Below are 25559 nucleotides of genomic sequence, written 5' to 3' on the forward strand. Positions count from 1 at the left end.
AATATCCAGCCTCGCAATTGCGCCATGAGTCGGACCAAGTGGTGTCGCGATTCTCTCCCAATCATATAGGCGTAATCACTCTTGGTTATATATTTGATTTGGATGGCATTTCGGGAACTTATGACGTCATCAAAATCGTTGGTGCGGTCAGGACTGCCTGCCGAATTCGATGATGACCACACGCGCCGTCGCATCGGACTCAATTGCGACAGGTGCTGATCCTTGTTCCACAAGCAGCGCATCATGCGCCGACAGGCTGTCGACGGTCGATGCCGACCGTACGGTCGCAGTGCCATGCTCAACGAACAGAAACGCTTGTGCAGAAACTATAAAATCCTGACGTTTCATGACGTTGATGCGTCTCACATGCTGTGAGACGATCCCGCGCCGGCTCATCACATTCAAATCTGTAATGGGGCCGTCGATCAGTGTCGCCGCGGTTTGCTGATCGCCCGGGAAGGAATGGATCGTGTTGCGATCAATGCGCACAGATACACGGCCGTGGACATTGAGGTCGATGCCGGCGCCATCGATGACCAGAAGTGTACGATCAATCCCGGGAAATGACGAGAACGGTCCGTCGCTCGTCACCTGCGCCATACTGACGCGCCAGTCGAAATCGTCCAGCTTTGCATTCGCCGGGAAGATCGCGATCTCCGTGGTTGATCCCAGCCCGTTCTTCCAGGGCATTACTTTGTAGTTCGCGGCGCGCAGGATCTGCATGCGCTGCACTCAGCCCCTGGCGTGCAGCGATGGCAGATTGAGGTGATGTTCCTCGGCGCAGTCGATGGCTTCCTCATAGCCCGCATCGGCGTGGCGCATCACACCGGTCGCCGGATCGTTCCACAACACGCGTTCGAGGCGCTTGGCCGCTTCCGGCGTGCCGTCGGCGACGATGACCATGCCGGAATGCTGCGAGAAGCCCATGCCGACGCCGCCGCCATGATGCAGCGATACCCAGGTTGCGCCAGATGCGCAGTTGAGCAGCGCATTGAGCAGCGGCCAGTCGGAGACGGCGTCGGAGCCGTCCTTCATCGCTTCGGTCTCGCGGTTCGGGCTTGCCACGGAGCCGGAATCGAGATGATCGCGGCCAATGACGATCGGTGCCTTTAACTCGCCCGATGCGACCATTTCGTTGAAGGCGAGGCCGAGGCGATGGCGATCGCCGAGGCCGACCCAGCAGATCCGCGCCGGCAGGCCCTGAAACTGGATGCGCTCGCGCGCCATGTCGAGCCAGTTCACCAGCGCCTTGTTGTGTCCGAGGATCTCCTTCACCTTGGCGTCGGTCTTGTAGATATCCTCGGGATCGCCTGAGAGAGCAGCCCAACGGAACGGGCCAATGCCGCGGCAGAACAGCGGGCGGATATAGGCTGGCACGAAGCCCGGGAAGTCGAATGCGTTGTCGACGCCTTCTTCCTTGGCCATCTGGCGGATGTTGTTGCCGTAGTCGACGGTGGGCACGCCCATCTTGTGGAAGTCGAGCATCGCGCGCACGTGCTCGCTCATCGATTTCCGCGAGGCCTTCTCGACGGCTTGCGGATCGGTGGCGCGCTTGGCTTCCCACTCGGACAGTGTCCAGCCCTTCGGCAGGTAGCCGTTGACCGGGTCATGCGCCGAGGTCTGGTCGGTGACGATGTCCGGCCTGACGCCGCGGCGGACCAGTTCCGGGAAAATGTCGGCGGCATTGCCAAGCACGCCGACGGAGATCGGCTTCTTCTCCTTGTTGGCCTTCTCGATGATCGCGAGGGCGTCGTCGAGGTTCTTCGCCTGCACATCGAGGTAACGGCTCTTCAAGCGCATCTCGATGCGGCTCGGCTGGCATTCGACCGCGAGGCACGAAGCGCCAGCCATGGTGGCAGCCAGCGTCTGCGCGCCGCCCATGCCGCCGAGACCTGCGGTGAGGATCCAGCGGCCGGACAGGTCGCCATTATAGTGCTGCCGTCCGGCCTCCACGAAGGTCTCGTAGGTGCCCTGCACGATGCCCTGCGAGCCGATATAGATCCACGAGCCGGCCGTCATCTGGCCGTACATCATCAGCCCCTTGCGATCGAGCTCGTTGAAGTGCTCCCAGGTGGCCCAGCGCGGCACCAGATTGGAATTGGCGATCAGCACGCGCGGCGCGTCAGTGTGCGTCTTGAACACGCCGACCGGCTTGCCGGACTGCACCAGCAGCGTCTCGTCGGTGTTGAGCTCACGGAGCGACTTGGCGATCTGGTCGAAGGCTTCCCAATTGCGTGCCGCGCGGCCGATGCCGCCATAGACCACGAGCTCGTTGGGATTCTCGGCCACTTCCGGATCGAGATTGTTCATCAGCATGCGCAGCGGCGCTTCGGTGAGCCAGTCCTTGGCGGAGAGTTCGGTGCCGCGCGGGCTGCGGACGATGCGGCTGTTCTTGCTGCGATCCATGATGTCGATCCTTACTTGGAAACGGTCGCGTGCGTTCGGCCGTGCCAGACGCGCGCGTGGAGCGGATTGAAGCCGACGCGGTAGACCAGCTCGGCGGGGTGTTCGATGTCCCAGATGGCGAGATCGCAGGCCTTGCCGGCCTCCAGCGTGCCGACTTCGCTCAGCTTGCCCAGCGCCCGCGCACCTTCGCGCGTGACGCCGAGCAGGCATTCGCCCACGGTCATGCGAAACAGTGTCGCGCCCATATTCATGGTGAGCAGCAGCGAGGTCAGCGGCGAGGTGCCGGGATTGCTGTCGGTGGCCAGCGCCAGATGCGTGCCATGCTTGCGGAACAGCGCGATCGGCGGAGCCTGGGTTTCGCGCAGGGTGTAGTAAGCACCCGGCAATACTACGGCGACGGTGCCGGCCTTGGTCAGCGCGATGACGCCGTCCTCGTCCGTATGTTCGAGATGATCCGCAGAGAGCGCGCCGTGGTCGGCGGCAAGTTTAGCACCGTGCAGGTTGGACAGCTGGTCCGCATGCAGCTTGACCGGCAGGCCGTGGGCCTTGGCGGCGGCGAAGACCCGTGCCGTCTGCTCCGGCGAAAATGCGATGCCTTCGCAGAACGCGTCGACGGCGTCGGCGAGCTTTAGTTCGGCAATCGCCGGCAGCATTTCGGCGATGACCGTGTCGATATAGGCGCCCTTGTCGCCATTCGCTTCCGGCGGCATCGCATGCGCGCCGAGAAACGATGTCACGACGGAGACATCGCGCGCGCGGCCGAGCTGGCGCGCAGCTGTGAGGCAGCGGATTTCAGTATCCCTGTCGAGGCCGTAACCCGATTTGATCTCGATGGTGGTGACGCCTTCGGCGAGCAGATGGTCGAGCCGCTTCAAGCCGCTGGCGACGAGCTGCGCCTCGCTGGCCGCACGCGTGGCCTTCATGCTCGATGCGATGCCGCCGCCGGCGCGCGAAATATCCTCATAGCTCGCGCCCTCGAGCCGCATCGCGAATTCACTCGCGCGGTTGCCGCCATAGATCAGATGGGTGTGGCAATCGACCAGCCCCGGCGTGATCCAGCGGCCGTCGCAATCGATCCGTGTCTTGGCGTCGGCATCCGGCGGCAGGTCTGACGCAGGACCAGCGTAAGCAATCCGGCCGTCCTTTGCTGCGATGCACCCGTCCTCCACGATGCCGAGGCCGGGCGTGTCGGTCGCCATGGTCGCAAGGCGTGCATTGGTCCAGATGGTATCGAAGGTCATGACGGACTGCCGTAAATTCGGGACGTCGTATGTCTATACATAATCAGCGGCCTCGCTTATTGTCGAGCGTCTTTTGAATGCAACAGGCAATCGCTATGGGCACGCAACGTGCTGCAAAAAGGCTATTCTTCGCGCACGCGCTGCTGCCGTCAGGCTGGGCGCGCGACGTCGTTGTCGCAATCGAGAATGGCGTCATCACGGCCATTGCTGCGAATTCGAGCAGCGCTGACGCTGAAATCATCAGCGGCGTGGCGCTGCCCGGATTGCCCAATCTGCACAGCCATGCGTTCCAGCGCGGCATGGCCGGCCTCACCGAAATTCGCGGCGCGACCCAAGATAGTTTCTGGACATGGCGGCAGTTGATGTATCGCTTCATCGATACATTGACGCCGGATGACGTCGAGGCCATCGCGGGCTTCGCCTATGCCGACATGCTGGAAGCTGGCTTCACCTCGGTCGCCGAGTTTCACTATCTGCATCACGACGAGAGCGGCGCGCCCTATGGCGATCTCGCGGAGATGGCTACGCGCATCGCGGCAGCGGCCGGCGAGACCGGCATCGGTCTGACGCTATTGCCGTCCTTCTACAATTTCAGCGGCTTTGGTGGTGCCGCGTCGATCCACGGCCAGCGTCGTTTCGCCAATGATCCCGCGCGCTTTCTGGCGCTGCTGGAGAAGTCGCGCGAAGCGATCAAGTCGGTCGATGACGCCGCCATCGGCATTGCGCCGCATTCGTTGCGCGCGATCACGCCAGACACACTAAATGACGTCCTCAAGGCAGTGCCTCATGGCCCGATTCATATCCACGTGGCGGAGCAGACCAAAGAAGTCGAGGACTGCATCGCCTGGTCCGGCCAGCGCCCGGTGGCGTGGCTGCTGGATCATATGCCGGTCGACAGGCGCTGGGTGCTGATCCACGCGACCCATATGACGCCCGAAGAAACCGCCGGTGTCGCGAAGACAGGCGCCGTCGTCGGCCTCTGTCCGCTCACCGAAGCCAGTCTCGGCGACGGCATTTTCGAAGGCCCGCGCTTCATCGATGCCGGCGGCGTCTTCGGCGTCGGCAGCGATTCCAACATCGAGATTACGGCGCCCGGCGAACTCAAGCAGCTCGAATACAGCCAGCGTCTGGCCTATCGCGTCCGCAATGCCGTGGCGCGCCATGAGGGCGAGTCCACCGGCCGTGCGCTCTATGAACATGCGCTGGTCGGCGGCACGCAGGCCTCGGGCCGCAATATCGGCGCGCTGGCGGTCGGCAAGCGCGCTGATATCGTCGTGCTGGACACCGCACATCCCGATCTCTGTGCCGTCACCGGCGACCGCTGGCTCGATGCCGCAACCTTCATCGCCGGAAAATCGGCGATCTCCGACGTCTTCGTTGGCGGCAAGCAGGTCGTCGACAGTGGTCGCCACATCAAGCGCGCATCCATCACCGAACGCTATCGGCGCGTCGTGCAGCGGCTGGCGACACTCTGATGGCGACAGCGCGCGTATCAAAACTGGCAAATGGAAAAGCGCACGCCGCGCCGCAGGCGCTGTATCAGCGCATCCGTGCCGATCTCGAAGAGAAGATCCTCTCCGGCCGCTGGCCGCCTGGCTATCGCATTCCGTTCGAGCATGAACTGGTCGAGAGCTATAATTGCTCGCGGATGACTGTGAACAAGGTGCTGTCAGGTCTCGCAGCGGCCGGCGTCATCGAGCGCAAGCGCCGCGTCGGAAGCTTCGTCGCCAAGCCGCTGGTGCAGTCTGCGGTGCTGCATATTCCGGATATCCAGGCCGAGATTGCCAAGCGCGGCGAGGCTTATGCTTACGAACTACTGTCGCGCAAACGGCGCAAGGCAACCAAGGACGATCTCGAACGTCTCGGTATCGACAAGATCTGCGATGTGCTGGTGTTGAGCTGTCGGCACATCGCCAAGGGCAAGCCTTTCGCGCTGGAAGAGCGTCTGATCAATCTCGACGTGGTGCCACCTGCATGCGAGGTCGACTTCACGCGCGTGCCACCAGGTACCTGGCTGCTCGGTCACGTACCGTGGAATGAGGCGGAGCATCGGATTACGGCATCTCTCGCCGACGATGTCGCCTTGAAAGCATTGACGCTGAAGAAACCAGCCGCCTGCCTCGTGGTCGAGCGCCGCACCTGGCGCAAGAAAAAGATCATCACATCGGTGCGCGTCACCTATCCGAACGATCTGTATCAGCTCACTGCACGCTTCACGCCGACGGGGCTGCGATCATGAGGACGACATGAATCATCTGCCGCAGGGCGTCTGCGGAAATTGACTCTGGCAATCCGCCATGTTGCCATGCAGTATCATTCTAAATCTGGCTGAGGAGAGTGCGTTATGAAGTTGATTGGAGTTTCCGTCGCCGCCATGCTCGCGGCTCTCGTTGCGACCCCGGCTGCGGCGCAGACCAAGGTGACCATCGCCATTTCCGGCTGGACGGGTTTTGCGCCGCTGACGCTGGCGAAGGAAGCCGGCATCTTCGCCAAAAATGGACTCGACGTCACCATCAAGAAGGTGCCGCAGGCCAGCCGCCATCTCGCCATCGCATCGGGCGACGTGCAGTGCGCCGCCACCACGGTTGAGACCTGGGTGGTGTGGAATGCCAATGGCGTCGCCACCACGCAGCTGTTCCAGCTCGACAAGTCCTATGGCGCCGACGGCATGGCCGTGCGCGCCGGCACCGCATCGATCAAGGATCTGAAGGGCAAGACCGTTGCGGCTTCCGCTCCGGGCACCGCGCCCTATTTCACGCTCGCCTGGTTCCTGAAGAAGAACGGCCTCTCGGTGAAGGACGTCTCCGTCGTCAACATGGAGCCGGGTCCCGCAGCGCAGGCGTTCATTGCCGGCCAGAACGATGCGGCCATGACCTATGAGCCTTATCTCTCGGCCGTGCGCGAGAAGCCGGAAGCCGGCAAGATCATTGCTACCACGCTCGACTATCCGATGATCATGGACACGTTCGGCTGCACGCCGAAGTTCATCGCGGATAACGAAGGTGCCGTGAAGGCGCTGGCCAAGAGCTATTTCGAGGCCGTTGCGATGATCGGTGCCGAGAAGGACAAGTCCTATGAGATCATGGGCGCCGACGTGAAGCAGACCGGCGAGAAGTTCGGCGCCTCCGCGCAGTATCTGCGTTGGCAGGATCAGGAAGCGAACAAGAAGTTCTTCGCCGGCGAGCACCAGGCGTTCTCGAAGGAAGCTGCAGAGCTGCTGCTCGAAATCGGCGTGATCAAGGAAATCCCGGATCTGACGAAGCTCGCCGATCCGCGTTTCATTCAGTAAACCCGAGATACTCGTGCACGACTCCATCAACGACGTCATGGCCGGGCCTGTCCCGGCCATCCACGTCTGCTCTTGCGGCCAAGACGTGGATACCCGGCATTCGCCGGGCATGACGACTGAGTTGGTCAGTGCTTCTTCAGGCTCATTATGAAACCACTCGCCCCCATTTCATCCACCGCGCGCGTCGTGCTCGGCATCTCCTTCTTCGTGCTGTTCGTTGCCGCGTGGTCCTATGCGACCTTTGGCGGCTTCGTCTCCAAGACCTTTCTCGCCAATCCGTGGACCATGCTGCAGGACGGCTGGTTTCTGCTGGTGAAGCAGGGCTTCCTGCACGACATCGGCATGACCATCTGGCGCGTGATCGGCGGCTTTGTGCTGGCCGCATTGTTCGCGGTGCCGATCGGCATCCTGATGGGCGCCTACAAACCGATCGAAGCCTTTCTCGAGCCCTTCGTCTCCTTCGCGCGCTATCTGCCGGCCTCGGCCTTTATCCCCTTGCTGATCCTGTGGGCCGGTATCGGCGAATTGCAGAAGCTGCTGGTGATCTTCATCGGCTCGGTGTTCCAGCTCATTTTGATGGTCGCTGTCTCCGTCGGCAGCGTGCGCCGCGATCTCGTTGAGGCGTCGCTGACGCTCGGCGCGCGCGACGCCGGTGTGCTCAAGCGCGTTCTCATCCCGTCCGCTGCGCCTGAGATCGCGGAAATCCTGCGCCTCGTGCTCGGCTGGGCCTGGACCTATGTCATCGTCGCCGAACTGATCGGCTCGTCCTCGGGCATCGGCCACATGATCATCGACAGCCAGGCGCTGCTCGCCACCGGCCAGATCATCTTCGGCATTATCGTCATCGGCATCATCGGTTTGATTTCGGACTATGCGTTCAAGGCTGCGAACCGGCGCTTGTTTCCGTGGAGCATCATTTGAGCAAGCTCGTCATCGACAACGTCTCGCGGATTTTCCCTGCCGTGCGCGGCGGCACGCCGACGCGTGCGCTGGAGCCGACCAATCTTTCCGTCGCGGACAACGACTTCGTCACCATCCTCGGACCAAGCGGTTGCGGCAAGTCCACGCTGCTGCGCATGGTCGCCGGGCTGGATACGCCGACCACCGGCCGCATCCTGCTCGATGGCAAGGCGATCACCGGTCCCGGCGCGGATCGCGGCATGGTGTTCCAGTCCTACACGCTGTTTCCCTGGCTCACGGTGTCGGAGAATATTTCCTTCGGTCTGCGCGAGCGCGGCGTCTCGCAACGTGAACGCAACGACATCGCCAAACAGTGGCTGGAGAAGGTGGGCCTCACCAGCTTCGCCAATCATTTTCCGAAGCAGCTCTCCGGCGGCATGCAGCAGCGCACCGCGATTGCTCGTGCGCTTGCCAACGATCCGAAGATCCTGCTGCTCGACGAGCCGTTCGGCGCGCTCGACAACCAGACCCGCGCCCTGATGCAGGAATTGCTGCTCGGCATCTGGGAGCGCGAGCGCAAGACGGTGATCTTCGTCACCCACGATATCGAGGAAGCGGTGTTCCTGGCGTCGCGCACCGTGGTGATGTCGGCGCGTCCCGGTCGCATCAAGGCCGATATCCCGGTCGATCTGCCACATCCGCGGCACTACACCATCAAGACCAGCCCGGCTTTTTCCGACCTCAAAGCGCGGCTCACGGAAGAAATCCGTGTCGAGGCCGTGCTCGCGGCTGAAGCCCACTAGGATTCTCGCGTAGCATCAGCGGCGTCAGGATACCGCTTTAGCGACGCGCCAACTATCGAAGGTTGCGTCGTTGCTTGCGTGCCCTGCTCTGGCTGCGTGGTTTTATCCGGACCTTAAGTACGTTCGCGGCCGCCGGGAACTCGGGCGCCGCGCAAAACAGTTTGGCGACATCTCGCACATACGATTGCACCACCTCGGCTGAAAGCCGGTGATCGGGTCATTTCAACGACGGTCCGATGGTTTGAGCAAAGTAATTGCGAGTTGCGTTTATGACGTTGGTGCATGTCGACCAGAGTGATGCCGCGAGGACGCTCCTCGCCGGGCTGGAGCAGGCCATCGATGCTGTCGTGATGATCGACAGCAAGAATAGCGTGACCCATTTCAACGCCGCCGCCGAACGGCTGTGGGGCTATGAGCGCGATGAAGTGCTCGGGCGAAATATCAGCTTTTTGGTGCCGATGGCGATCAGGTCGCAGCATGACGGATACATCGCCGCGAACCGCGCGACCGGCGTCAATCGCATCGTCGGGCACAGCCGTGAGGTGAAAATCGAACGCAAGGACGGCAGCGAGATCTGGGGATCGTTGTCGATGTCGCGGGTCGAGGTGAATGGCGAGATCACCTATATGGGCTTCGTCCGCGATGTGACGGAGGAGGTGAAGCGCAGGGAAGAAGTTATCCCGCTGGCTCTCGTGGTCGGCAAGACGAAACGCGCTATCTACATTGCGGGTCGCGATGCACGGATCAGCTATGTCAACGGCGCCTTCACCGGCATGTTCGGCTACTCGCTGGATGAGGCGAGGGGACTGATCCCGGAGGAATTCCTCGTCGGCGCATATACCAGCCAGGCGACGCTCGCCTATCTGGACCAGCAGATCAGAACGGAAGGTTCTGCTGAAGACGAAATTCTCCTTTACGACAAAGCGGGCAACGAGGTCTGGGTCTCGGTTGCCTTGAACGCGATTCACGACGCGGATGGAAAACTCCAGCACCTCGTCGCATTGATGACCGATATCACCGAGAGCAAGCAGCTTCAGTCGCTGCAGCATCACATTCTCGAAGCGCTGGCCGGTGAGCAGCCGCTGCTCGACGTGATGGACAATCTTTGCCGGAAGGTGGAGCAGATCGCGCCCGATGTCGTCTGTTCGGTGCTACATGTCGATTCCGTGGGATTGCTGCATCCTTTGGGAGGACCAAGCCTTCCGGCAGGTTATGCGCAGGCGCTGGACGGCATTGCCATCGGACCGGATGTAGGCTCCTGCGGGACCGCGGCCTTTCGCGGTGAGCCTGTTCTGGTCACCGATATCGAAAACGATCCTCTATGGCTGCCATACAACAGCGCGCCGCTGGCTTCCGGTCTGAAGGCCTGTTGGTCGATGCCGATCAAGACCAAGGATGGGCGCGTCATCGGCACGTTCGCATTCTACTTCAGGGAATGTCGCAGACCCAGCCGCTTGCATCACGGTATCGTCGATGCCTGTGTTCATCTCGCCGCGGTCGCCATCGAGCGTGAGGAAGCGCGTAACGAAATCTCGCGGCTTGCTTATTTCGATGCGCTCACCGGTCTGCCGAACCGGACCCATATGCGCCAGTTGATGGAGCGCGCCGTCGCGGAATGCACCGCAGATGCGCAGATGGCGCTGATATTTCTTGACCTGGATCACTTCAAGGACGTCAACGATACGCTGGGGCATGCTGTCGGCGATGACTTGCTGGTCGCCGTCACACAGCGGCTTCATCAGCATATCCGACCCGGCGATATCCTGAGTCGTCAGGGCGGCGATGAATTCATCATCCTGATGCCGAACTGCGTCGCGGCAGATGCATCCCGCATCGCCGGCCGGCTCACCGAGGCACTGTCGGTTCCGCTGCAGCTAGGCAACAATCAGGTGCCGATTTCCGCCAGCGCCGGCATTAGCATGTTTCCGGACAATGCCCGCGATCTCGATAGTCTGCTGAAATATGCCGATGCGGCAATGTACAAGGCCAAGCAGGCCGGCCGCTCCACGCATCGGTTTTTCAGCAATGACATGGACCGCGTGAACGAGGAGCGCCTTCGTCTCAGCACCGCTTTGCGCCACGCGCTTGCACAAGGCGGTCTGCGGTTGCACTACCAGCCGCAGATTCGCGCGAGCAACGGGGATCTCTACGGCGTCGAAGCATTGGCGCGCTGGCATGATCCCGTATTGGGCGATGTGTCACCGGCGAAGTTCATTCCGCTCGCGGAGGAATGCGGGCTCATCGAGCAGATCGGTGTCTGGTCGCTGCGCGAGGCGTGCAGGCAGATTGCGGCGTGGCAAAAGGCAGGGCTCGATGTGCCTTGCGTCTCGGTCAACCTGTCGCCGATCAATTTTCTGAATCCGGGATTGCCGGCGTTGATTTCCGACATCATCGCGGAAAACGGGCTGGCGCCGAACAGGCTGATGCTCGAAGTCACCGAGGGCGCGGTGATGAGCGAACATACGACCGCGATCGAGATCATGAAGCAGATCCGCGCGGCCGGCATCGGCTTGTCGATGGATGATTTCGGCACGGGTTATTCGAGCTTGAGCCGTCTGGCGCATTTGCCGGTGCGCGAGCTGAAGATCGATCGCAGCTTCATGCGCGGTATCGAGACCGAGGTCTGTGCTCTGGCGATCACCACCGCCATCGTGTGCGTCGGGCAGAGTCTCAACATGACGGTCGTGGCCGAAGGCGTCGAGACCGAAGAGCAGCGCAGGATTCTCGCCGGGCTGGGCTGTGACGTCATTCAGGGTTTCCTGTATTCGCCCGCATTGTCCGCATTCGATTTCGAAGCCTGGCTGGTGGCCCGCCATGCCGAACGCTGGGCGGCGCTGGTCGACGAGCGCCGGGCCGATGCTTCGCAAGAGGACATACGGCCGGGTGCGCTTGCGGTCATGTAATCTCGATAAGTTGACGACCGTCGTTAACGCGTTGTTAACGACATCCGGTTTTCCGGCCCCTCGAGATGAGGTCGAACGAACTTCTTAGCTACTGGAGTTCAAATACAGTCGTACCTGCGAATGACATTGCCGTTGTAACGAAGACAGCCGCCATCGTGCTCACGCGGCTCCCGTGATCGAAGGTTGTTTCATGCCTACAAGCCCTGTCGGCCAGCCCAGTGAAGCTGCAAAGGCGCTGTTCTCGGCGTTCGAACAGGCAGTCGATCCTGTCGTTATCACGGGCGTCGACAATCAGATCCGGCACTTCAATGCCGCGGCCGAGCGCATGTGGGGATATCACCGCGACGAAGTGGTCGGCCGGCAGATCAGCGTCCTCGTGCCGCCCGACGTGCGCGAACATCTCGATGGAGCGATCGCGGCAAAGTCTGCCATGGATCCCCGGACTGCGGTCAAGGGCCGCCGCGAGTTCAGGCTCAGCCGCAAGGACGGGAGCGAGGCCTGGGGCGCGTTCTCGATCTCCCGCGTCGATTATGCCGGCAAGACGCTCTACATCAACTTCATCCGCGACGTGACGGACGATGTCCGCGACCGCGAGCAAAATACGCTGATGGCACTCGTTGCCGAAAAGACCGACCGTGTCGTGATGGTCTCCAAGCGCGACATGACCATCGTCTATGTCAACGACGCTTTTACGGAGCTGTTCGGATACACCCTCGCGGAAGCGATGGGCAAACACCCCCGGGATCTGCTGACCGGAGAATATACCGACAACGAAACGCTGGAGCGGTTTCACGCGCAGATCGATGCCGAAGGACACGGGCAAGAGGATATCCTTGTCTACGACAAGGACGGTCACGAGATCTGGATCTCAAGCACGGTCAACGCAGGCCGCAATGAAGCCGGTGAGGTCGAGCACCTCGTCGCGGTGCTCGCCGACATCACCGAGAGCAAACAGATCAATTCGCTGCAGCATCATGTGCTGGAGAATCTCGCCAATGACATGCCGGTCGTGGATGTGATCGGCGATCTCTGCCACCGCGTCGAAGCCATCGCGCCTGATATCGTCTCGTCGGTGCTGCATGTGGACGCGGACGGTCGGCTCCATCCACTCGGCGGCCCCAGTCTTCCGCCGGCCTTCGCGCCCATTATTGACGGTATTGCCATCGGTCCCGATGTCGGGTCCTGCGGCGCTGCGGCCTTTCTCGGCCACGCGGTGCTGGCCACCGATATCGCCACCGATCCGCGGTGGCTGCCCTATAATACGCTGCCACTGGAAGCCGGCTTGCGCGCCTGCTGGTCGACGCCGATCAAGGCGCGGGATGGTCGCGTCATCGGTGCCTTTGCCTTCTATTTCCATGAAATGCGCGGCCCGACGCGCTGGCACCAGACTATCGTCGACGCCTGTGTGCATCTGTGCGCACTGGCCATTGAACGGCACGAGGCCCGCAGCGAAATCGCGCGTCTGGCCTATTTCGATGCGCTGACCGGCCTGCCGAACCGCGCGCAACTGCGCCAGATCCTGACGGGGCTGATCGACAAGAGCAAACCACGGGACCGCATTGCCGTGATGTTCCTCGATATCGATCACTTCAAGGACGTCAACGACACGCTCGGTCATTCCATCGGCGATGAGTTGCTGGTCACGGTCACGCAACGACTGTGCAGGCAGATCCGGCCGGCCGATACGCTGAGCCGGCAGGGCGGCGACGAATTCGTTATTGTGCTGCCGAATTGCGATGTTGAAGGCGCCGCCTTGATCGCTAGCCGCCTGCTCGAGACGCTGCTGCCGCCCATGCAACTCGGCGCCAAGCTGGTGCCGGTATCCGCCAGTATCGGCGTCAGCATCTATCCCGACAATGCCGGCGATATCGACGGTCTGCTCAAACATGCCGATGCGGCGATGTATCAGGCCAAGCAGGCCGGTCGCTCGACCTATCGCTTCTTCAGTGCGGAGATGAACCGCCTCAGCGAGGAGCGACTCGCCTTCAGTACGGCGCTGCGCAATGCCATCGTGCAGGATGCGCTGCGGCTTCACTATCAGCCGCAGGTGCGCGCTGACGGTCGCCTTTACGGTGTCGAGGCGCTGGCCCGCTGGTCCGATCCGGTGCTCGGCGAAGTGCCGCCGTCGAAATTCATCCCGCTCGCGGAAGAATACGGGCTGATCGAGCTGATCGGCACCTGGTCGCTGCGCGAAGCATGCCGGCAGGTCGCGGCCTGGCGCAAAAATGGCGTCGATGTACCCAGCGTCTCGGTCAATCTGTCGCCGATCAACTTCCAGAATGGCGATCTCGCCACGCTGGTCGGCGAGGTGATCGCCGAAAATGGCCTGTCGCCGGACATGCTGATGCTGGAGGTCACCGAAGGCGTGGTGATGAGCGAGCATTCGACCGCCGTCGAGACCATGGAGAAAATTCGCAAGTCCGGCGTGCAGCTATCGATGGATGATTTCGGTACCGGCTATTCCAGCCTCAGCCGTCTCGCGCATCTGCCGATTCGTGAGTTGAAGATCGATCGCAGCTTTATGCGTGGCCTTGAAAGCGAGGCGAGCGCGCTGGCGATTACGCGCGCCATCATCCGCGTCGGCCAGAGCCTCGACATGATCGTGGTCGCCGAGGGCGTGGAGACCGATGGGCAGCGTCGGATTCTCACCGAGCTCGGCTGTGACGTTATCCAGGGCTTCGTCTATTCGCCTGCGCTGCCGGTGCCGGATTTCGAGCTCTGGCTCGCGAGTCACGAAGCGTCGCGTGCCGCCACGACCCTGAGCGATATGCGGCGTCAGGCGGAGCGGACGCGCGGCGCCTTGCCCGTCAGGCGAATCCCTTAATCCTCACCGCTTGTCGAGCATCTCGCGCACCTTGCCGCCGAGCGCTGCTTGCGTGATCGGCTTTTGCAGCAGCGACACGCCGGGATCGAGCCGGCCCTGATGCACGATGGCGTTGCGCGAATAGCCTGTCATGAACAACACTTTCAGTTTCGGCTGCCGCTTCTGCATCTCGTCGGCCAGCAGTCGCCCGTTCATGCCGGGCATCACGATATCGGTCAGCAGCAGGTCGAACGGTTCGGGGTCAGCGGCAAAATCCGCCAGCGCTGCGTCGGCATTGCCGGCCTCGCGGACCTGATAGTTGAGACCTTCCAGCGTCTCGACCAGGTAGGACCGCACATCCGGATCGTCCTCCACGATCATCACAGTCTCGTTGCCGTTGCTGCCGACGATGCGCCTCTCGATCTCGGTCGATTGCTCCGTATGCTGTCTGCTGCGCGGCAGATAGACCTTGATGGTCGTGCCTTCGCCGACCTCGCTATAGATCTTCACATGGCCGCCGGATTGCTTGACGAAACCGTAGACCTGACTCAGGCCGAGACCGGTGCCCTGTCCGGGCTCCTTGGTGGTGAAGAACGGATCGAAGGCGCGCTCCTGCACGTCCTTTGGCATGCCCGGGCCGGTATCCGTCACCGAGATCAGGACATACTGCCCGATGACGACATCGGAATTCTGCAGGGCGTAGATCTCGTCGATAAAAGCGTTGCTGGTTTCGATCGTCAATTTGCCCGAGCCGGCCATAGCGTCGCGTGCATTGACCACGAGATTGAGGATGGCGGCTTCCATCTGGCTCGGATCGACCTCGACCTGCCACAGCCCGGCGCCGCCGACGATTTCGAGATCGATGTTCTCGCTCAATGTGCGCTGGAAGAAGTCCGACATGCCGTGGAGCGATCCATTGACATTGATGGTCTTCGGGTCGAGCGGCTGCTTGCGTGCGAAGGCGAGCAGGCGCTGCGTCAGCACCACGGCGCGCTGCGCGCCGCCGGCCGCGCTGGCAATGACGCGCCTGAGGCGATCGCGCGACGATTCCGTCCAGGTCGAGATGCTGTGCTCGGCGATTTCGAGATTGCCGATGATGATGGTCAGCAGATTGTTGAAGTCATGAGCGACACCGCCGGTGAGGTGGCCGATCGCTTCCATCTTGTGCGTATGGCGCAGCATGTCCTCGGCTTCGCGCCGGTGCCGGCCTTCCTCGATCAGCGCCAGTTCGGTTTCGCGCAATTGCGCAGGCGAGGGGATCGCCAGTAGTCGTGGCAGCAGTGGCCAGAGAATCGCTGCGGTGACGACCGAGGCGATGGCGGTGATCGCCTTGAGGATTCCTTCGGCGCCATAGGCCGGAACCCACAGCGTGTAGATCGACATCACATGAGTCAGGCCGCAGGCCATGATGAAGAGCGCGAAGGCCCAGAAGATCCAGCCGAACTCCACATCGCGGCGCTTCCAGACGAAGATTGTGAGGACGATGGGGATCGAGAAATAGGCCGCGGCGATCAGTGCGTCCGAGCCGACGTGAAGCCAGATCAGGCCGGGATCCCACAGCAGGCAAATGCCGTGCGGGGCAAACATGGAACTATCGAGAAAGTTCTTGAGTGATGCCCACATCGCCTGCCCCTGCCGATAGCTGGTATCGTGGAACCAGCGTGACTGGGCGGTGTGGAGGCGTCAAGCGTGAGCGCAATTGCGAACGGGGCTTATCTCCCGCCGAATGCGCTGCGGGGATTTGCGAGTTCGGTGAGGGCGCCGATGATCTGGTGCTGGCGATAGGGTTTGGCAATGAAGCGGCCGCCATCCGGCAGGTCGCGTTCGCCTATCCTGAAGTGGCCTGATGTCGCGATGATGCGAATGGGCGGCCAGCGATTGGCGACCGCATGGGCGAGCTTGAGCCCGTTCATCGAGCCGGGCATGTCGATATCGGTAAAGATGATGCGGATATCGTTGCGCGCTTCGAGCACGCGGATCGCGGCGTCAGCGTCCGGCGCCTCGATCACCCGGAAACCGGCGTCCTCGATCATCTCGACCGCAAACATGCGCAGCAGCACGTCGTCCTCGACGACCAGGACGGTGGCGGGGAGGGTGGCGTTGTTTACGGCAGCGTCTTGGGCCATGGGATTTGAACCTTGATCGCCGGTTCCATGGGCCGCAGGGCCGGGATGGTTCGGGTCGAAAGCGTCGGTCAGTCTAAACGTGATCAATCCAATACGAATATAGGTCGCGTAAAAACTGTTTTGGTTCGCATGTCTTTGCTAAGCGAGCTGCTCGTGCTTTCGTTCCGCCGCCTGCGAAAAAAAATCGTGAAGATGACGGAAATCCGCGGCGGCCGCCGGGTCAGTCGTTCTTGCGCCCGGCATCGGTGCGGTCGCGGACTGTCTTGAACACACCATGCGCCGTGGCGACCACGTGATCGTTCACACTGACCTCGGTGCTCATGAAGATCAGGCTCTTGGTGGCGCGCACGACCTTCGGCCGGGAGATCATCAGGTCGCCGATCCGCGCGGCATCGACGAAATAAGTATCCATCTGGACCGTGGCGAGCGCCTCGACCCCTGCAGCCTCGCGCGCCGCCATGCCGCAGCTCCGGTCGGCCAGCGTCATCACCGCCCCGCCCTGAACCACGCCGCGGCGGTTGCGGTGCTTGTCCTGGCCGAGAATGGCGAATTCATTGATGCCATCGACGATCCGGTGCCACATCGGGCCGACGAAATGGATGAACCCGTCATCGTCCATGATGCGCCAGCCGGCGGCTTCGAGGTCAGCATAGGCCGCGTCAGTCGCCGCATCAGTCATGGATTTTCCTTCTTGCGAGATATCGATGGGCTGGAGGGAGTGATGCTAGGTCATACAAAAGCGCGGGACGGGTGGATAGGACGTCGCGGCGAGGGGGCGCGTCGCAATCTGCATGGCTCGTCGTCGGCGAAGCTGGCAGAGCGTGAACCCCGCCACTCCATTTGGAGTGGCGGGGAAGCCCGATTTACACACGTCATTCCGGGGCAGGACGGACCGCACAGCGGGCCGGACTGAACCCGGAATCCCCGAGTGTTTTGCGCTGTCTGGAGATTCCCATGCTGAGATTCCGGGGTCGCGATACGCCGCCTTCGGCGCCTCCTCGCGCCCCGGAATGACGGGTATGGAACGGCAGGACAGTGCTTAAACATTTTTTCCTATCTCCCGTTGACAGCATCTCCATCAGGTTTATATTCCCCTTTGTCCTGCCCCACCGAGAGGGGCGATCGCGATCGTCACGTTCGCGGGGCTGGATGCGGTGGACGCCGGAGATGCGGCGTTACGCGGTTCACGGGTGACGTCTGTCTTCGGGCAGGACGGATCTGCGCCAGCACTGCCACTGGCAAGGAGACGGCCGGCCTTCGGATGGAAAGACCCTCTGGACAGTGTGACGGACGACCAAATCGAAACGCGTCCGGCTTACTCGCTTGAGGCTCCCTGTCCCTCCGCCGTGGGACCATCATTTTGGTGATCGGACCGTTCGCCAAGGCAAAGTGCAAGCAGGCTGAAAAAACACCGCAGGCGGAACGTCGGGCACTTGCTCGGCGCCTCCGAAAGTCCTGATGCACTCTCAATTGCGGAAGACCGCATTCGCATCAGGCCCAAGGGTGCAACGGGCACCCGGCGTTCCGCACGCCCTCTCACAGGAGGGTGGGAATGCAAGCGACGACGGCGCCCCCGCGCCGCAAACAATGGGGGCGATGACGCATGTCTGAAGAGCAGTGGCTGTTTGAAATTTGAAAAGAGAAAGCGTCCCCGCTCGTCATTCCGGGGCAGGCCGGGCCGCGAAGCGGGCCGGAATGAGCCCGGAATCTTGAGGTGGCTTGGCGTTGTCGAGACACTCCCATGTCGAGATTCCGGGCTCGGCCTCGGCGCCTGCGGCGTCGATCCCGCCCCGGAATGACGAATACTCCCTACACCTTCACCATCCGCTTGCCGCGGTTCTCACCGGCCAGCAAACCGATCAGTGCCTGCGGCGTGTTCTCCAGCCCATCGATGACGTCTTCCTGCACCTTGAGCTTGCCCGCGGCGACCCAGGACTGCAGATCCGTCAGGGCCTTTTCGCGCTGGTTCATATAGTCCATCACGATGAAGCCCTGCATGATCAGGCGTTTCACCACGATGAGACCGGGCACGCCGCGCGGGCCGGTCGCAGAGGGCGCGCCGTCATATTGCGAGATGGCGCCGCAGCAGGCGATGCGGCCGTTGAGATTCATTTGTGCGAGACACGCCTCGAGAATGTCGCCGCCGACATTGTCGAAATAGACGTCGATGCCACTGGGAGCAGCCGCCTTCAGCGCCTTGAACACCGCGCCGTCCTTGTAGTCCACCGCAGCATCGAAGCCGAGTTCTTTGGTCAGCCAGTCGCACTTGTCCTTGCCGCCGGCGATGCCGATCACACGGCAGCCCTTGATCTTGGCGATCTGGCCGACGATGGAGCCGACCGAGCCTGCCGCCGCCGAGACGACGACGGTCTCGCCTGCCTTGGGCTTGCCGACATCGAGCAGCCCGAAATAGGCGGTGAGGCCGGCAATGCCATAGACGCTGAGCAGATGCGTCATCGGCTCCATCTTCGGCATTTTGTTGAGATGCTTGGCTGGCACCGCCGCGTAATTCTGCCAGCCGGTGTCGCCGAACACGATGTCACCCGGCTTCAGCGCAGGCGACTTCGAGGACACGACTTCGGCAATGCCGCCGCCCGCCATCACCGTATTGGCCTCGACAGCCGCGCGATAGGTCGCGCCATGCATCCATGCGCGATTGGCGGCATCGAGCGAGATGTAACGCACGCGCAGCAGCGCTTCGCCATCCTTCGGCTCGGGAATCGGGCCCTTTGATAGTTTGAAATGCTCGGGCCCCAATTTTCCTGTGGGCTTTTCGACGAGCAGCACCTGATGATTGACGGTGTCGGTCATGGCCGTTGTCTCCCTGTTTCTTCCTTTGTCGAAACTTGTTGCAGTCGCCGCGTACAAAACAATCAGGCTGCACAGTTTTTGTAGTTGGCGATGACGCTATGCGGCAGCGCGGCAATCCACAACGGCTATTTACCGCCTGATGATACCGAAACGGTACGCGGCTGACGAAGCTGGTTGCGTGCCCTGATCAATATGACAGACTGTCGCAGTTGGGAATGTGTAACGGGGGTCGGTATGTCGAACAGGTTTACGCAATACATTCTGATCGCGATGGCGCTGGGCATCGTGATGGGCTCGTTGGTTTTCAACTATTTGCCCGATAGCCGTGTCGAGATCGCGGCCGACGTCAATCTGATCGCCATGTTGTTTCTGCGCCTGATCAAGATGATCATCGCGCCCCTGGTCTTCGCCACGCTGGTCGGCGGCATCGCTCATATGGGCTCGGGCTCCAAGCTCGGCCGCATCTTCGCCAAGACCATGGGCTGGTTCGTCAGCGCCTCCTTCATCTCGCTGCTGCTCGGCCTCGTGATGGTCAACCTGTTGCAGCCCGGCGCGAATTTCCCGGGAACGCTGCCGGCTGCGGGGCAATCGACGGGCCTGCCGGTGTCGGCTTTCTCCATCGAGAAATTCCTGACCCATCTGATCCCGACCTCTATCGCGGATGCGATGGCGCAGAACGAGATCCTGCAGATCGTCATCTTCGCCATCTTCTTCGCCGTTGCCATGGGCGCGATGCCGGAACGCTCCAAGCCGATGTTGGCGCTGATCGATGACCTCGGTCACATCATGCTGAAAGTGACAGGCTATGTGATGCTGTTCGCGCCGCTGGCGGTGTGGGCGGCGATCATGGCGACCGTATCGAAGAACGGTCTCGGCGTACTCTGGAAGCTGATCGTCTTCATGGGCGGCTTCTATCTGTCGCTGGCGATCCTGTGGGCGATCCTCATCGTCGTCGGCTTTGTCGTCATCGGCCCGCGCTACAGCCATCTGCTGCGGCTGATCCGCGAGCCGCTGATGATCGCCTTCTCCACGGCAAGTTCGGAAGCCGCCTATCCGAAGACGCTGGAAGGCCTCAACCGCTTTGGCGCCTCGTCGCGCATCTCAAGTTTCGTGCTGCCGCTGGGCTATTCGTTCAATCTCGACGGCACGATGATGTACTGCACCTTCGCGAGCATCTTCATCGCGCAGACCTATCACATCGAGATGTCGCTCGGCACGCAGCTCGCGATGCTGGCGACGCTGATGATCACCTCGAAGGGCGTGGCCGGTGTGCCGCGTGCGTCCCTGGTGGTGATCGCGTCGACGCTCAGCCAGTTCAACATTCCGGAAGCCGGATTGTTGATGATCATGGGCATCGACACCTTCCTCGATATGGGCCGCAGCGCCACCAATGTGATCGGCAATTCGCTGGCCACGGCCGTGGTCGCGAAATGGGAGGGCGAACTCGCGCCCGAACATGAGCTGGGTCCCGACGATGTGGTGCCTGGCGACATGATTCCCGGAGAAATCCCCGCCCTCGGACATGGTTGAGGTGCGTGATGCGCTACTATCTGACCGGTTCGATCACCGGGCTGCTGGCAACTCTGCTGCTGGCGACGGCTGCGCAGGCGCAAGCGCCTGCGGAAGGGCTTAGCCCGACGCTGGCGGCGATCAAGAAGGCACATGTGGTCAAACTCGGCTACCGCGAGAGCTCGCCGCCATTCTCGTTCCTCGACCAGGCGGGCCGGCCGATCGGCTACAGTCTCGAACTCTGCGAGGCCATCGTTGAGGATATCGGCATCGAGGTCGACGATCCCCAGCTCAAGATCGAATATGTAAAAGTGACGTCGGACGATCGCATTCCCGCGGTGGTCGACGGCAAGATCGATCTCGAATGCGGCTCGACCACGGCCAATGCCGAACGGCGCAGGCAGGTCGCGTTCTCGCCGCTGATGTTCGTCGCCGGCACCAAGCTGATGGTGCCGAAAACCACGACGGGCACCGCGCCGACCGACTTCAAGGGCAAGACCATCGTCGTCACCAAAGGCACCACCAACGAACAGGCGATGCATGCGGTCGACAAGAAGTTCAATCTCGGCCTCAACATCGTGGTCTCGCCCGACCACGAACAGAGCTACCAGATGCTGGTCGACGGCAAGGCCGATGCGTTTGCGACGGACGATATCCTGCTGTCGGGCCTGATCGCGCGGCACAAGTCACAGGATAAGTATCGTGTTGTCGGCGATTACCTGTCCTACGATCCCTACGGCATCATGTTCCGCAAGGGCGAGAAGCAATTGAGTGACGTCGTCGAGCGTACCTTTCGGCGGCTCGGCTCCAACCGCGATCTGATCCCGCTCTACAACAAATGGTTCGTCGCCCGCCTGCCGACCGGCGAGCGCATGGGCGTCTCGATCTCGCCGCAGCTGGAAGAGAGCTTCAAGGTCCTGGACGACTCAGCGGGCGGGACGAATTGAGGCTTAGCGTTCTGCATTAGGTCCGCGGTACTATCAAATGTCGTCCCCGCGAAGGCGGGGACCCATAACCTCCGAGCCTGAGGTTAGAAACTGCCGTAGCCACGGTGCTAAATCTTTTAATCGGCGTGTATGGGTCCCCGCCTTCGCGGGGACGACAGCCGAGAGGCCGCTTAATCTCTCAAAAAAACACCAGATCCTGCGCCTTGCCGCCGCGCAGCACCGTCGCATATTCGATCGCCGCGAACAGTCCACCCGCCACATAGATCTTGCGCGGCACGGCGCGCGCCAGTTGCTGGCTGAGGCGCACCGCGTCTTCCATGGCATTGGCCACATGAATGCGCGCCGCCGGATGAGCCTTGCGCGCGGCAGCGCCGACCACGCGCGCGTCTGCGCCCTTGTGATAGGCGCGGGTACAGACGATCGTATCGAAGACGGGCGCGAGATGCTTGGCGATATCATCGACATTCTTGTCGCCGGAGACACCGAGCACGAGCAACCAGTTGTCGTCGCCATGGATGGCGCGAAGGCTCTTCAGGGCTTGTGCGACGCCATCAGGCGTATGGCCGACATCGATGACGGTCAGGGGATCGCGCTGAACGATCTCGAGCCGTCCCGGCCATCTGGTATCGCGCAGCCCGGTCCGAACCGCGAGATCGATGGCGCTGGTGGTCGCATCCGGATGCATGCGCTGCATCCAGAGAATGAACAGCGCAGCCGCGATGGCGGCGTTGTTGAGTTGGAACTCGCCGGCCAGCATGAGTTCGAGCGCGCGCAGATCGAATGCGCCCAGCCGGCAGTTGAAGGCCTGGGCCTTGGCTGACGCAAAGACGTTGCTGATCGTGATCTCGTCGCCGATATGCAGGCCGGTGACGTTGCGGTTGCGGTTGTACTCGGCGAGATTGCCGCGCATGGGCAGGCAGTTCTCGCCATAGACGACGGTGCCGCCCGAGATACACGCATCGCTCTTGTCGCAGGCGATCAGCTCCAGCGAGTTGCCGAGCAGGTTGACGTGTTCGAGATCGACCGAGGTGACGCAGGTGATGTCGGCGCCGACCAGCCGAACCGGATCGTAGCGTCCGCCAATGCCCGCCTCGAACACGGCGAATTCGCATTCGGTCTCCTGGAAATACAGGCAGGCCAGCGCGAACTGAGCCTCGAAGGCGCCGAAGGTCTCATGCAGCGTGTGCTGCTTGAGATCGGCGATGGCGGTGGCGACACGCAGTACGAGGGCTTCCAGCAATTCGTCATCGACAGGCACGCCGTCAATCTGGAAGCGCTCGTTGAAGCGATAGAGATGCGGTGACGTGAACAGGCCCGTTCGCAGGCCGAAAGCACGTCCGATGCTGGCGCAGAATGCCGCGGTCGAGCCCTTGCCGTTGGAGCCGGTGACGACCACGGAATGTCTGCGCAGCCTGATGCGGTCGATGGACAGCGCATCGAGCAGCATCGCCAGCCGGGCGAGGCAGAGGCCGTCGCCATATTTGGGCAGGTTAAACATCGAGCAGGCCGATCGCCGTGAATGTATGCCGCCAGATGCGCAGGATCAGATCCTCGCGGCCGCTGTCTTCGAGAAAGCGGATCGACGGATTGGCATTGACCTCGATCACGCGCAAGGCCGCAGCATCTCCGTCGATATCCGTAAACAGGTCGACCGCGCCAGCGCGCAGGCCGAGCGCCTTGGCGGCCTGCAGCGCCATCGCAAAGGCAACAGTTTCGTTGCCCGGCGCCGTAAAGCTCATGCTGCCGCCTGCGCTGCGATTCATCCGGCCGGGAATCGCGCGCCGCTCGCCATATGGCAGCACGCGATCGAGGGAGGCGTCATCGAGACCTGACGTGACCGACGAAATGCCGTGGCGGTCCAGCGCGGACGTTTCCGCGGCGATCAATTGCCTGAGCGTCGCCTTGCCGTCGCCCGTCACGAAGGGCGACGTCTTCTGCGCGCAATACACGACCTCGTCGTCGAGGATGAACACGCGATATTCCTGGCCGGTATAGATGCGCTGCATCAGGATCGCGTCATAATACTGTGCAACCTGCCTGAGATAGGCCATCAGCGCATCGCCGCCCACGACAATCTCCGCAAAGTCGCCGCGCGATCCCATCAGCGGTTTGATGAAGGCCCGGTCACCGAGTTCGGCGAAATGCCAGACGGCGTCGGCGTGTTCGTGGCCGGGCGGGCGATGGGCGCGATAACGCTCATGCAGGAAGAAGTATTTCCCGCCCAAAGTCGGGACGCCGGCGCGCTCCATCAGCACATTGGCGAAATACTTGTCATTCGCCAGCGTCGCAGCCGTGGCGTTGTTCTGCGGAAAGAACGAGCCGCGTCCGGCACCGAAGGAAGCGCTCCTGCCGTCGCGGCCGACAGTAAAGATCAGGCCCGTTCCGCCATCGACGTCGGCGAAATCCAGCCCGAACTGGCGGCAAGCGTATTCGGCATAGATCGACTGGTCGGGATAGAATGTGGCCTTTCCGGCCCGGATGTCGCGAAGGGATGTCATCAAGGACCAGGCCGACGATTGAACGAAAAGCCGCCTGCGACGACTTTAACGAGGTGACCGGAAACTACCGGATCGGGATCGGGCGATCCAGCCGGATACCATTAACGGTGTCCGGCAAGAAATTGAACGAAACCTCCCATATCGGGTAATTTAATGTCGCGGCCAGATGGGCTGCTGCTGCATGGGTAACCTGCTTTGGAAATTAATCGACCGCCTCCCTCAGTCCGCAATTGCACTTCATGGCTACTTTGACTAATTGTCATTCGCAGCTGCGAGAACCAAAATTAGCCAATAGCCGCAATGGTTTCTCGGCATCGTGACGCGGCAAACAATGGACTTGTTCTAAAAAAGCCCGCACTGGAAAATCAAATCTCATGAGCGCCTTTCACAGAGAGAAAGTTCTTTCTGTCCAGCATTGGACCGATACACTTTTCAGCTTCAAAGCCACCCGCGATACCTCGTTCCGCTTCCAGAACGGCCAGTTCGCCATGATCGGCCTCGAAGTCGATGGCAAGCCGCTGCTGCGCGCCTATTCGATGGCCAGCGCGAACCACGAGGAAGAGCTGGAATTCTTCAGCATCAAGGTGCCGGATGGCCCGCTGACCTCGCGCCTGCAGAAGATCAAGGAAGGCGACACCATCCTGGTCGCGCGTAAGGCGGTGGGCACGCTGGTCACCGACAGTCTGCTGCCGGGCAAACGCCTTCTCATGCTGTCGACCGGCACCGGTCTCGCGCCCTTTGCCAGCCTGATCAAGGATCCCGAAGTCTATGAGCAGTACGAGCAGGTCGTGCTGGTGCATGGCTGCCGGCAGGTCTCGGAGCTGGCCTATGGCGAGCGTCTGGTCGAACGACTCCAGAAGGACGAGCTGTTCGGGGAGCTGATGAAGGACAAGTTCACCTATTATCCAACGGTCACCCGCGAGCCCTTCCGCAATCGCGGCCGCATCACCGACCTGATCGAGTCCGGCCAGATCTTCAAGGATATCGGCCAGGGCCTGCTCGACATCGCCACCGACCGCGTCATGCTGTGCGGCAGTCCGGCGATGCTCGAAGACCTGAAGGTCATGTTTGAGAAGCGCGATTTCACCGAAGGCAGCGGCAACAGGCCCGGTCATTTCGTGATCGAGAAGGCTTTCGTCGAGCGCTAAGGCAGCCCGACACCATCGAAATGCACTGCACTGCAAAACCCGCGCTTCGGCGCGGGTTTTGTCGTTTCAGGCTCTCGCTTTTGGCAACAATTCATTGAGCGTGGCGCGCTAGATTGGGCGCTCGGGTGCGATGCTCTGCGGCAACGCGCTTGTGATGTTTGCGTCATCGGGTCTG

19 protein-coding genes are annotated in these 25559 nt (G+C 61.6%); 10 read left to right on the plus strand and 9 right to left on the minus strand.

Translation table 11 applies throughout. From position 1 onward, the window contains the following. Window positions 1-147 precede the first annotated feature (147 nt). Genes RSO67_RS20595 through hutI form a run of 3 tightly spaced genes read right to left on the minus strand, consistent with a single transcriptional unit; the run spans window position 148 to window position 3647 of the window. Window positions 148-723 carry a HutD family protein gene (locus RSO67_RS20595; RefSeq protein WP_315840364.1) on the minus strand — a complete coding sequence of 192 codons (576 nt, stop codon included), beginning with the start codon at window positions 721-723 and terminating at the stop codon, window positions 148-150. 9 nt (window positions 724-732) lie between these two features. Then, window positions 733-2406: a urocanate hydratase gene (gene hutU, locus RSO67_RS20600; protein WP_315840365.1), complete on the minus strand. Its 1674-nt coding sequence runs from the start codon at window positions 2404-2406 to the stop codon at window positions 733-735. A gap of 11 nt (window positions 2407-2417) precedes the next feature. Beyond that, window positions 2418-3647: an imidazolonepropionase gene (gene hutI / locus RSO67_RS20605; protein WP_315840366.1), complete on the minus strand. Its 1230-nt coding sequence runs from the start codon at window positions 3645-3647 to the stop codon at window positions 2418-2420. Window positions 3648-3742: 95 nt separating this feature from the next. Between hutI and RSO67_RS20610 the strand changes: the two genes are divergently transcribed. From RSO67_RS20610 to RSO67_RS20640, 7 genes are all read left to right on the plus strand, one after another. Next, window positions 3743-5122, plus strand: coding sequence for a formimidoylglutamate deiminase (locus RSO67_RS20610; protein WP_315840367.1), 1380 nt, complete (start codon window positions 3743-3745; stop codon window positions 5120-5122). Beyond that, the gene (gene hutC, locus RSO67_RS20615; protein ID WP_315840368.1) at window positions 5122-5886 is read left to right on the plus strand and encodes a histidine utilization repressor; all 765 of its coding nucleotides are present in this window, start codon (window positions 5122-5124) and stop codon (window positions 5884-5886) included. The genes RSO67_RS20610 and hutC overlap by 1 nt, the downstream gene beginning before the upstream one ends. Before the next feature lie 105 nt (window positions 5887-5991). Continuing rightward, window positions 5992-6936: an ABC transporter substrate-binding protein gene (locus tag RSO67_RS20620; RefSeq protein ID WP_089266870.1), complete on the plus strand. Its 945-nt coding sequence runs from the start codon at window positions 5992-5994 to the stop codon at window positions 6934-6936. A 147-nt stretch (window positions 6937-7083) separates the two neighbouring features. Beyond that, window positions 7084-7857 (plus strand): ABC transporter permease, encoded by a 774-nt coding sequence (locus tag RSO67_RS20625; RefSeq protein WP_093761596.1) that lies wholly within the window; start codon window positions 7084-7086, stop codon window positions 7855-7857. After that, complete coding sequence (locus RSO67_RS20630) at window positions 7854-8639, plus strand: ABC transporter ATP-binding protein (protein WP_116661543.1); 786 nt, start codon at window positions 7854-7856, stop codon at window positions 8637-8639. Before RSO67_RS20625 ends, RSO67_RS20630 begins: the two co-directional genes overlap by 4 nt. 269 nt (window positions 8640-8908) lie before the next feature. After that, window positions 8909-11542: an EAL domain-containing protein gene (locus RSO67_RS20635; protein WP_315840369.1), complete on the plus strand. Its 2634-nt coding sequence runs from the start codon at window positions 8909-8911 to the stop codon at window positions 11540-11542. A gap of 190 nt (window positions 11543-11732) precedes the next feature. Further along, window positions 11733-14366 (plus strand): EAL domain-containing protein, encoded by a 2634-nt coding sequence (locus RSO67_RS20640; protein WP_315840370.1) that lies wholly within the window; start codon window positions 11733-11735, stop codon window positions 14364-14366. 3 nt (window positions 14367-14369) lie between these two features. Here RSO67_RS20640 and RSO67_RS20645 read toward each other — a convergent pair whose 3' ends face one another. The 4 genes from RSO67_RS20645 to RSO67_RS20660 all read right to left on the minus strand — a co-directional run bounded on the left by RSO67_RS20645 (window position 14370) and on the right by RSO67_RS20660 (window position 19282). Continuing rightward, window positions 14370-15932 (minus strand): ATP-binding protein, encoded by a 1563-nt coding sequence (locus RSO67_RS20645; RefSeq protein WP_315840371.1) that lies wholly within the window; start codon window positions 15930-15932, stop codon window positions 14370-14372. Between the two features lie 125 nt (window positions 15933-16057). After that, the gene (locus RSO67_RS20650) at window positions 16058-16471 is read right to left on the minus strand and encodes a response regulator (RefSeq protein ID WP_315840372.1); all 414 of its coding nucleotides are present in this window, start codon (window positions 16469-16471) and stop codon (window positions 16058-16060) included. Window positions 16472-16691: 220 nt separating this feature from the next. Then, window positions 16692-17150: a PaaI family thioesterase gene (locus RSO67_RS20655; protein WP_315840373.1), complete on the minus strand. Its 459-nt coding sequence runs from the start codon at window positions 17148-17150 to the stop codon at window positions 16692-16694. Between the two features lie 1130 nt (window positions 17151-18280). Next, window positions 18281-19282 (minus strand): NADP-dependent oxidoreductase, encoded by a 1002-nt coding sequence (locus tag RSO67_RS20660; RefSeq protein ID WP_315840374.1) that lies wholly within the window; start codon window positions 19280-19282, stop codon window positions 18281-18283. 234 nt (window positions 19283-19516) lie between these two features. On the opposite strand from RSO67_RS20660, the gene RSO67_RS20665 reads away from it, so the two are divergent. Next, a complete protein-coding gene (locus RSO67_RS20665) occupies window positions 19517-20812 on the plus strand; it encodes a dicarboxylate/amino acid:cation symporter (protein WP_315840375.1) in 1296 nt (431 codons plus the stop codon). Window positions 20813-20820: 8 nt separating this feature from the next. Further along, window positions 20821-21738 (plus strand): amino acid ABC transporter substrate-binding protein, encoded by a 918-nt coding sequence (locus RSO67_RS20670; RefSeq protein WP_315840376.1) that lies wholly within the window; start codon window positions 20821-20823, stop codon window positions 21736-21738. 178 nt (window positions 21739-21916) lie between these two features. Here the strand turns inward: RSO67_RS20670 and RSO67_RS20675 are convergent, their stop codons facing one another. After that, on the minus strand, window positions 21917-23236 hold the full coding sequence (locus RSO67_RS20675; RefSeq protein ID WP_315840377.1) for a bifunctional folylpolyglutamate synthase/dihydrofolate synthase: 1320 nt from the start codon (window positions 23234-23236) through the stop codon (window positions 21917-21919). Further along, window positions 23229-24236: a hypothetical protein gene (locus RSO67_RS20680; RefSeq protein WP_315840378.1), complete on the minus strand. Its 1008-nt coding sequence runs from the start codon at window positions 24234-24236 to the stop codon at window positions 23229-23231. Before RSO67_RS20680 ends, RSO67_RS20675 begins: the two co-directional genes overlap by 8 nt. Before the next feature lie 374 nt (window positions 24237-24610). On the opposite strand from RSO67_RS20680, the gene RSO67_RS20685 reads away from it, so the two are divergent. After that, entirely contained in the window at window positions 24611-25384 is a 774-nt protein-coding gene (locus RSO67_RS20685) for a ferredoxin--NADP reductase (RefSeq protein ID WP_315840379.1), read from the plus strand. The last annotated feature ends 175 nt before the right edge of the window (window positions 25385-25559 follow it).

Source organism: Tardiphaga sp. 709, from assembly GCF_032401055.1.
Classification (GTDB): domain Bacteria; phylum Pseudomonadota; class Alphaproteobacteria; order Rhizobiales; family Xanthobacteraceae; genus Tardiphaga.

Excerpts from the sequence above, each read along its gene's own strand:
- RSO67_RS20595 (WP_315840364.1), bottom strand. The coding sequence starts at position 723 with ATGCAGATCCTGCGCGCCGCGAACTACAAAGTAATGCCCTGGAAGAAC.
- hutU (WP_315840365.1), bottom strand. The coding sequence starts at position 2,406 with ATGGATCGCAGCAAGAACAGCCGCATCGTCCGCAGCCCGCGCGGCACC.
- hutI (WP_315840366.1), bottom strand. The coding sequence starts at position 3,647 with ATGACCTTCGATACCATCTGGACCAATGCACGCCTTGCGACCATGGCG.
- RSO67_RS20610 (WP_315840367.1), top strand. The coding sequence starts at position 3,743 with ATGGGCACGCAACGTGCTGCAAAAAGGCTATTCTTCGCGCACGCGCTG.
- hutC (WP_315840368.1), top strand. The coding sequence starts at position 5,122 with ATGGCGACAGCGCGCGTATCAAAACTGGCAAATGGAAAAGCGCACGCC.
- RSO67_RS20620 (WP_089266870.1), top strand. The coding sequence starts at position 5,992 with ATGAAGTTGATTGGAGTTTCCGTCGCCGCCATGCTCGCGGCTCTCGTT.
- RSO67_RS20625 (WP_093761596.1), top strand. The coding sequence starts at position 7,084 with ATGAAACCACTCGCCCCCATTTCATCCACCGCGCGCGTCGTGCTCGGC.
- RSO67_RS20635 (WP_315840369.1), top strand. The coding sequence starts at position 8,909 with ATGACGTTGGTGCATGTCGACCAGAGTGATGCCGCGAGGACGCTCCTC.
- RSO67_RS20640 (WP_315840370.1), top strand. The coding sequence starts at position 11,733 with ATGCCTACAAGCCCTGTCGGCCAGCCCAGTGAAGCTGCAAAGGCGCTG.
- RSO67_RS20645 (WP_315840371.1), bottom strand. The coding sequence starts at position 15,932 with ATGTTTGCCCCGCACGGCATTTGCCTGCTGTGGGATCCCGGCCTGATC.
- RSO67_RS20650 (WP_315840372.1), bottom strand. The coding sequence starts at position 16,471 with ATGGCCCAAGACGCTGCCGTAAACAACGCCACCCTCCCCGCCACCGTC.
- RSO67_RS20655 (WP_315840373.1), bottom strand. The coding sequence starts at position 17,150 with ATGACTGATGCGGCGACTGACGCGGCCTATGCTGACCTCGAAGCCGCC.
- RSO67_RS20660 (WP_315840374.1), bottom strand. The coding sequence starts at position 19,282 with ATGACCGACACCGTCAATCATCAGGTGCTGCTCGTCGAAAAGCCCACA.
- RSO67_RS20665 (WP_315840375.1), top strand. The coding sequence starts at position 19,517 with ATGTCGAACAGGTTTACGCAATACATTCTGATCGCGATGGCGCTGGGC.
- RSO67_RS20670 (WP_315840376.1), top strand. The coding sequence starts at position 20,821 with ATGCGCTACTATCTGACCGGTTCGATCACCGGGCTGCTGGCAACTCTG.
- RSO67_RS20675 (WP_315840377.1), bottom strand. The coding sequence starts at position 23,236 with ATGTTTAACCTGCCCAAATATGGCGACGGCCTCTGCCTCGCCCGGCTG.
- RSO67_RS20680 (WP_315840378.1), bottom strand. The coding sequence starts at position 24,236 with ATGACATCCCTTCGCGACATCCGGGCCGGAAAGGCCACATTCTATCCC.
- RSO67_RS20685 (WP_315840379.1), top strand. The coding sequence starts at position 24,611 with ATGAGCGCCTTTCACAGAGAGAAAGTTCTTTCTGTCCAGCATTGGACC.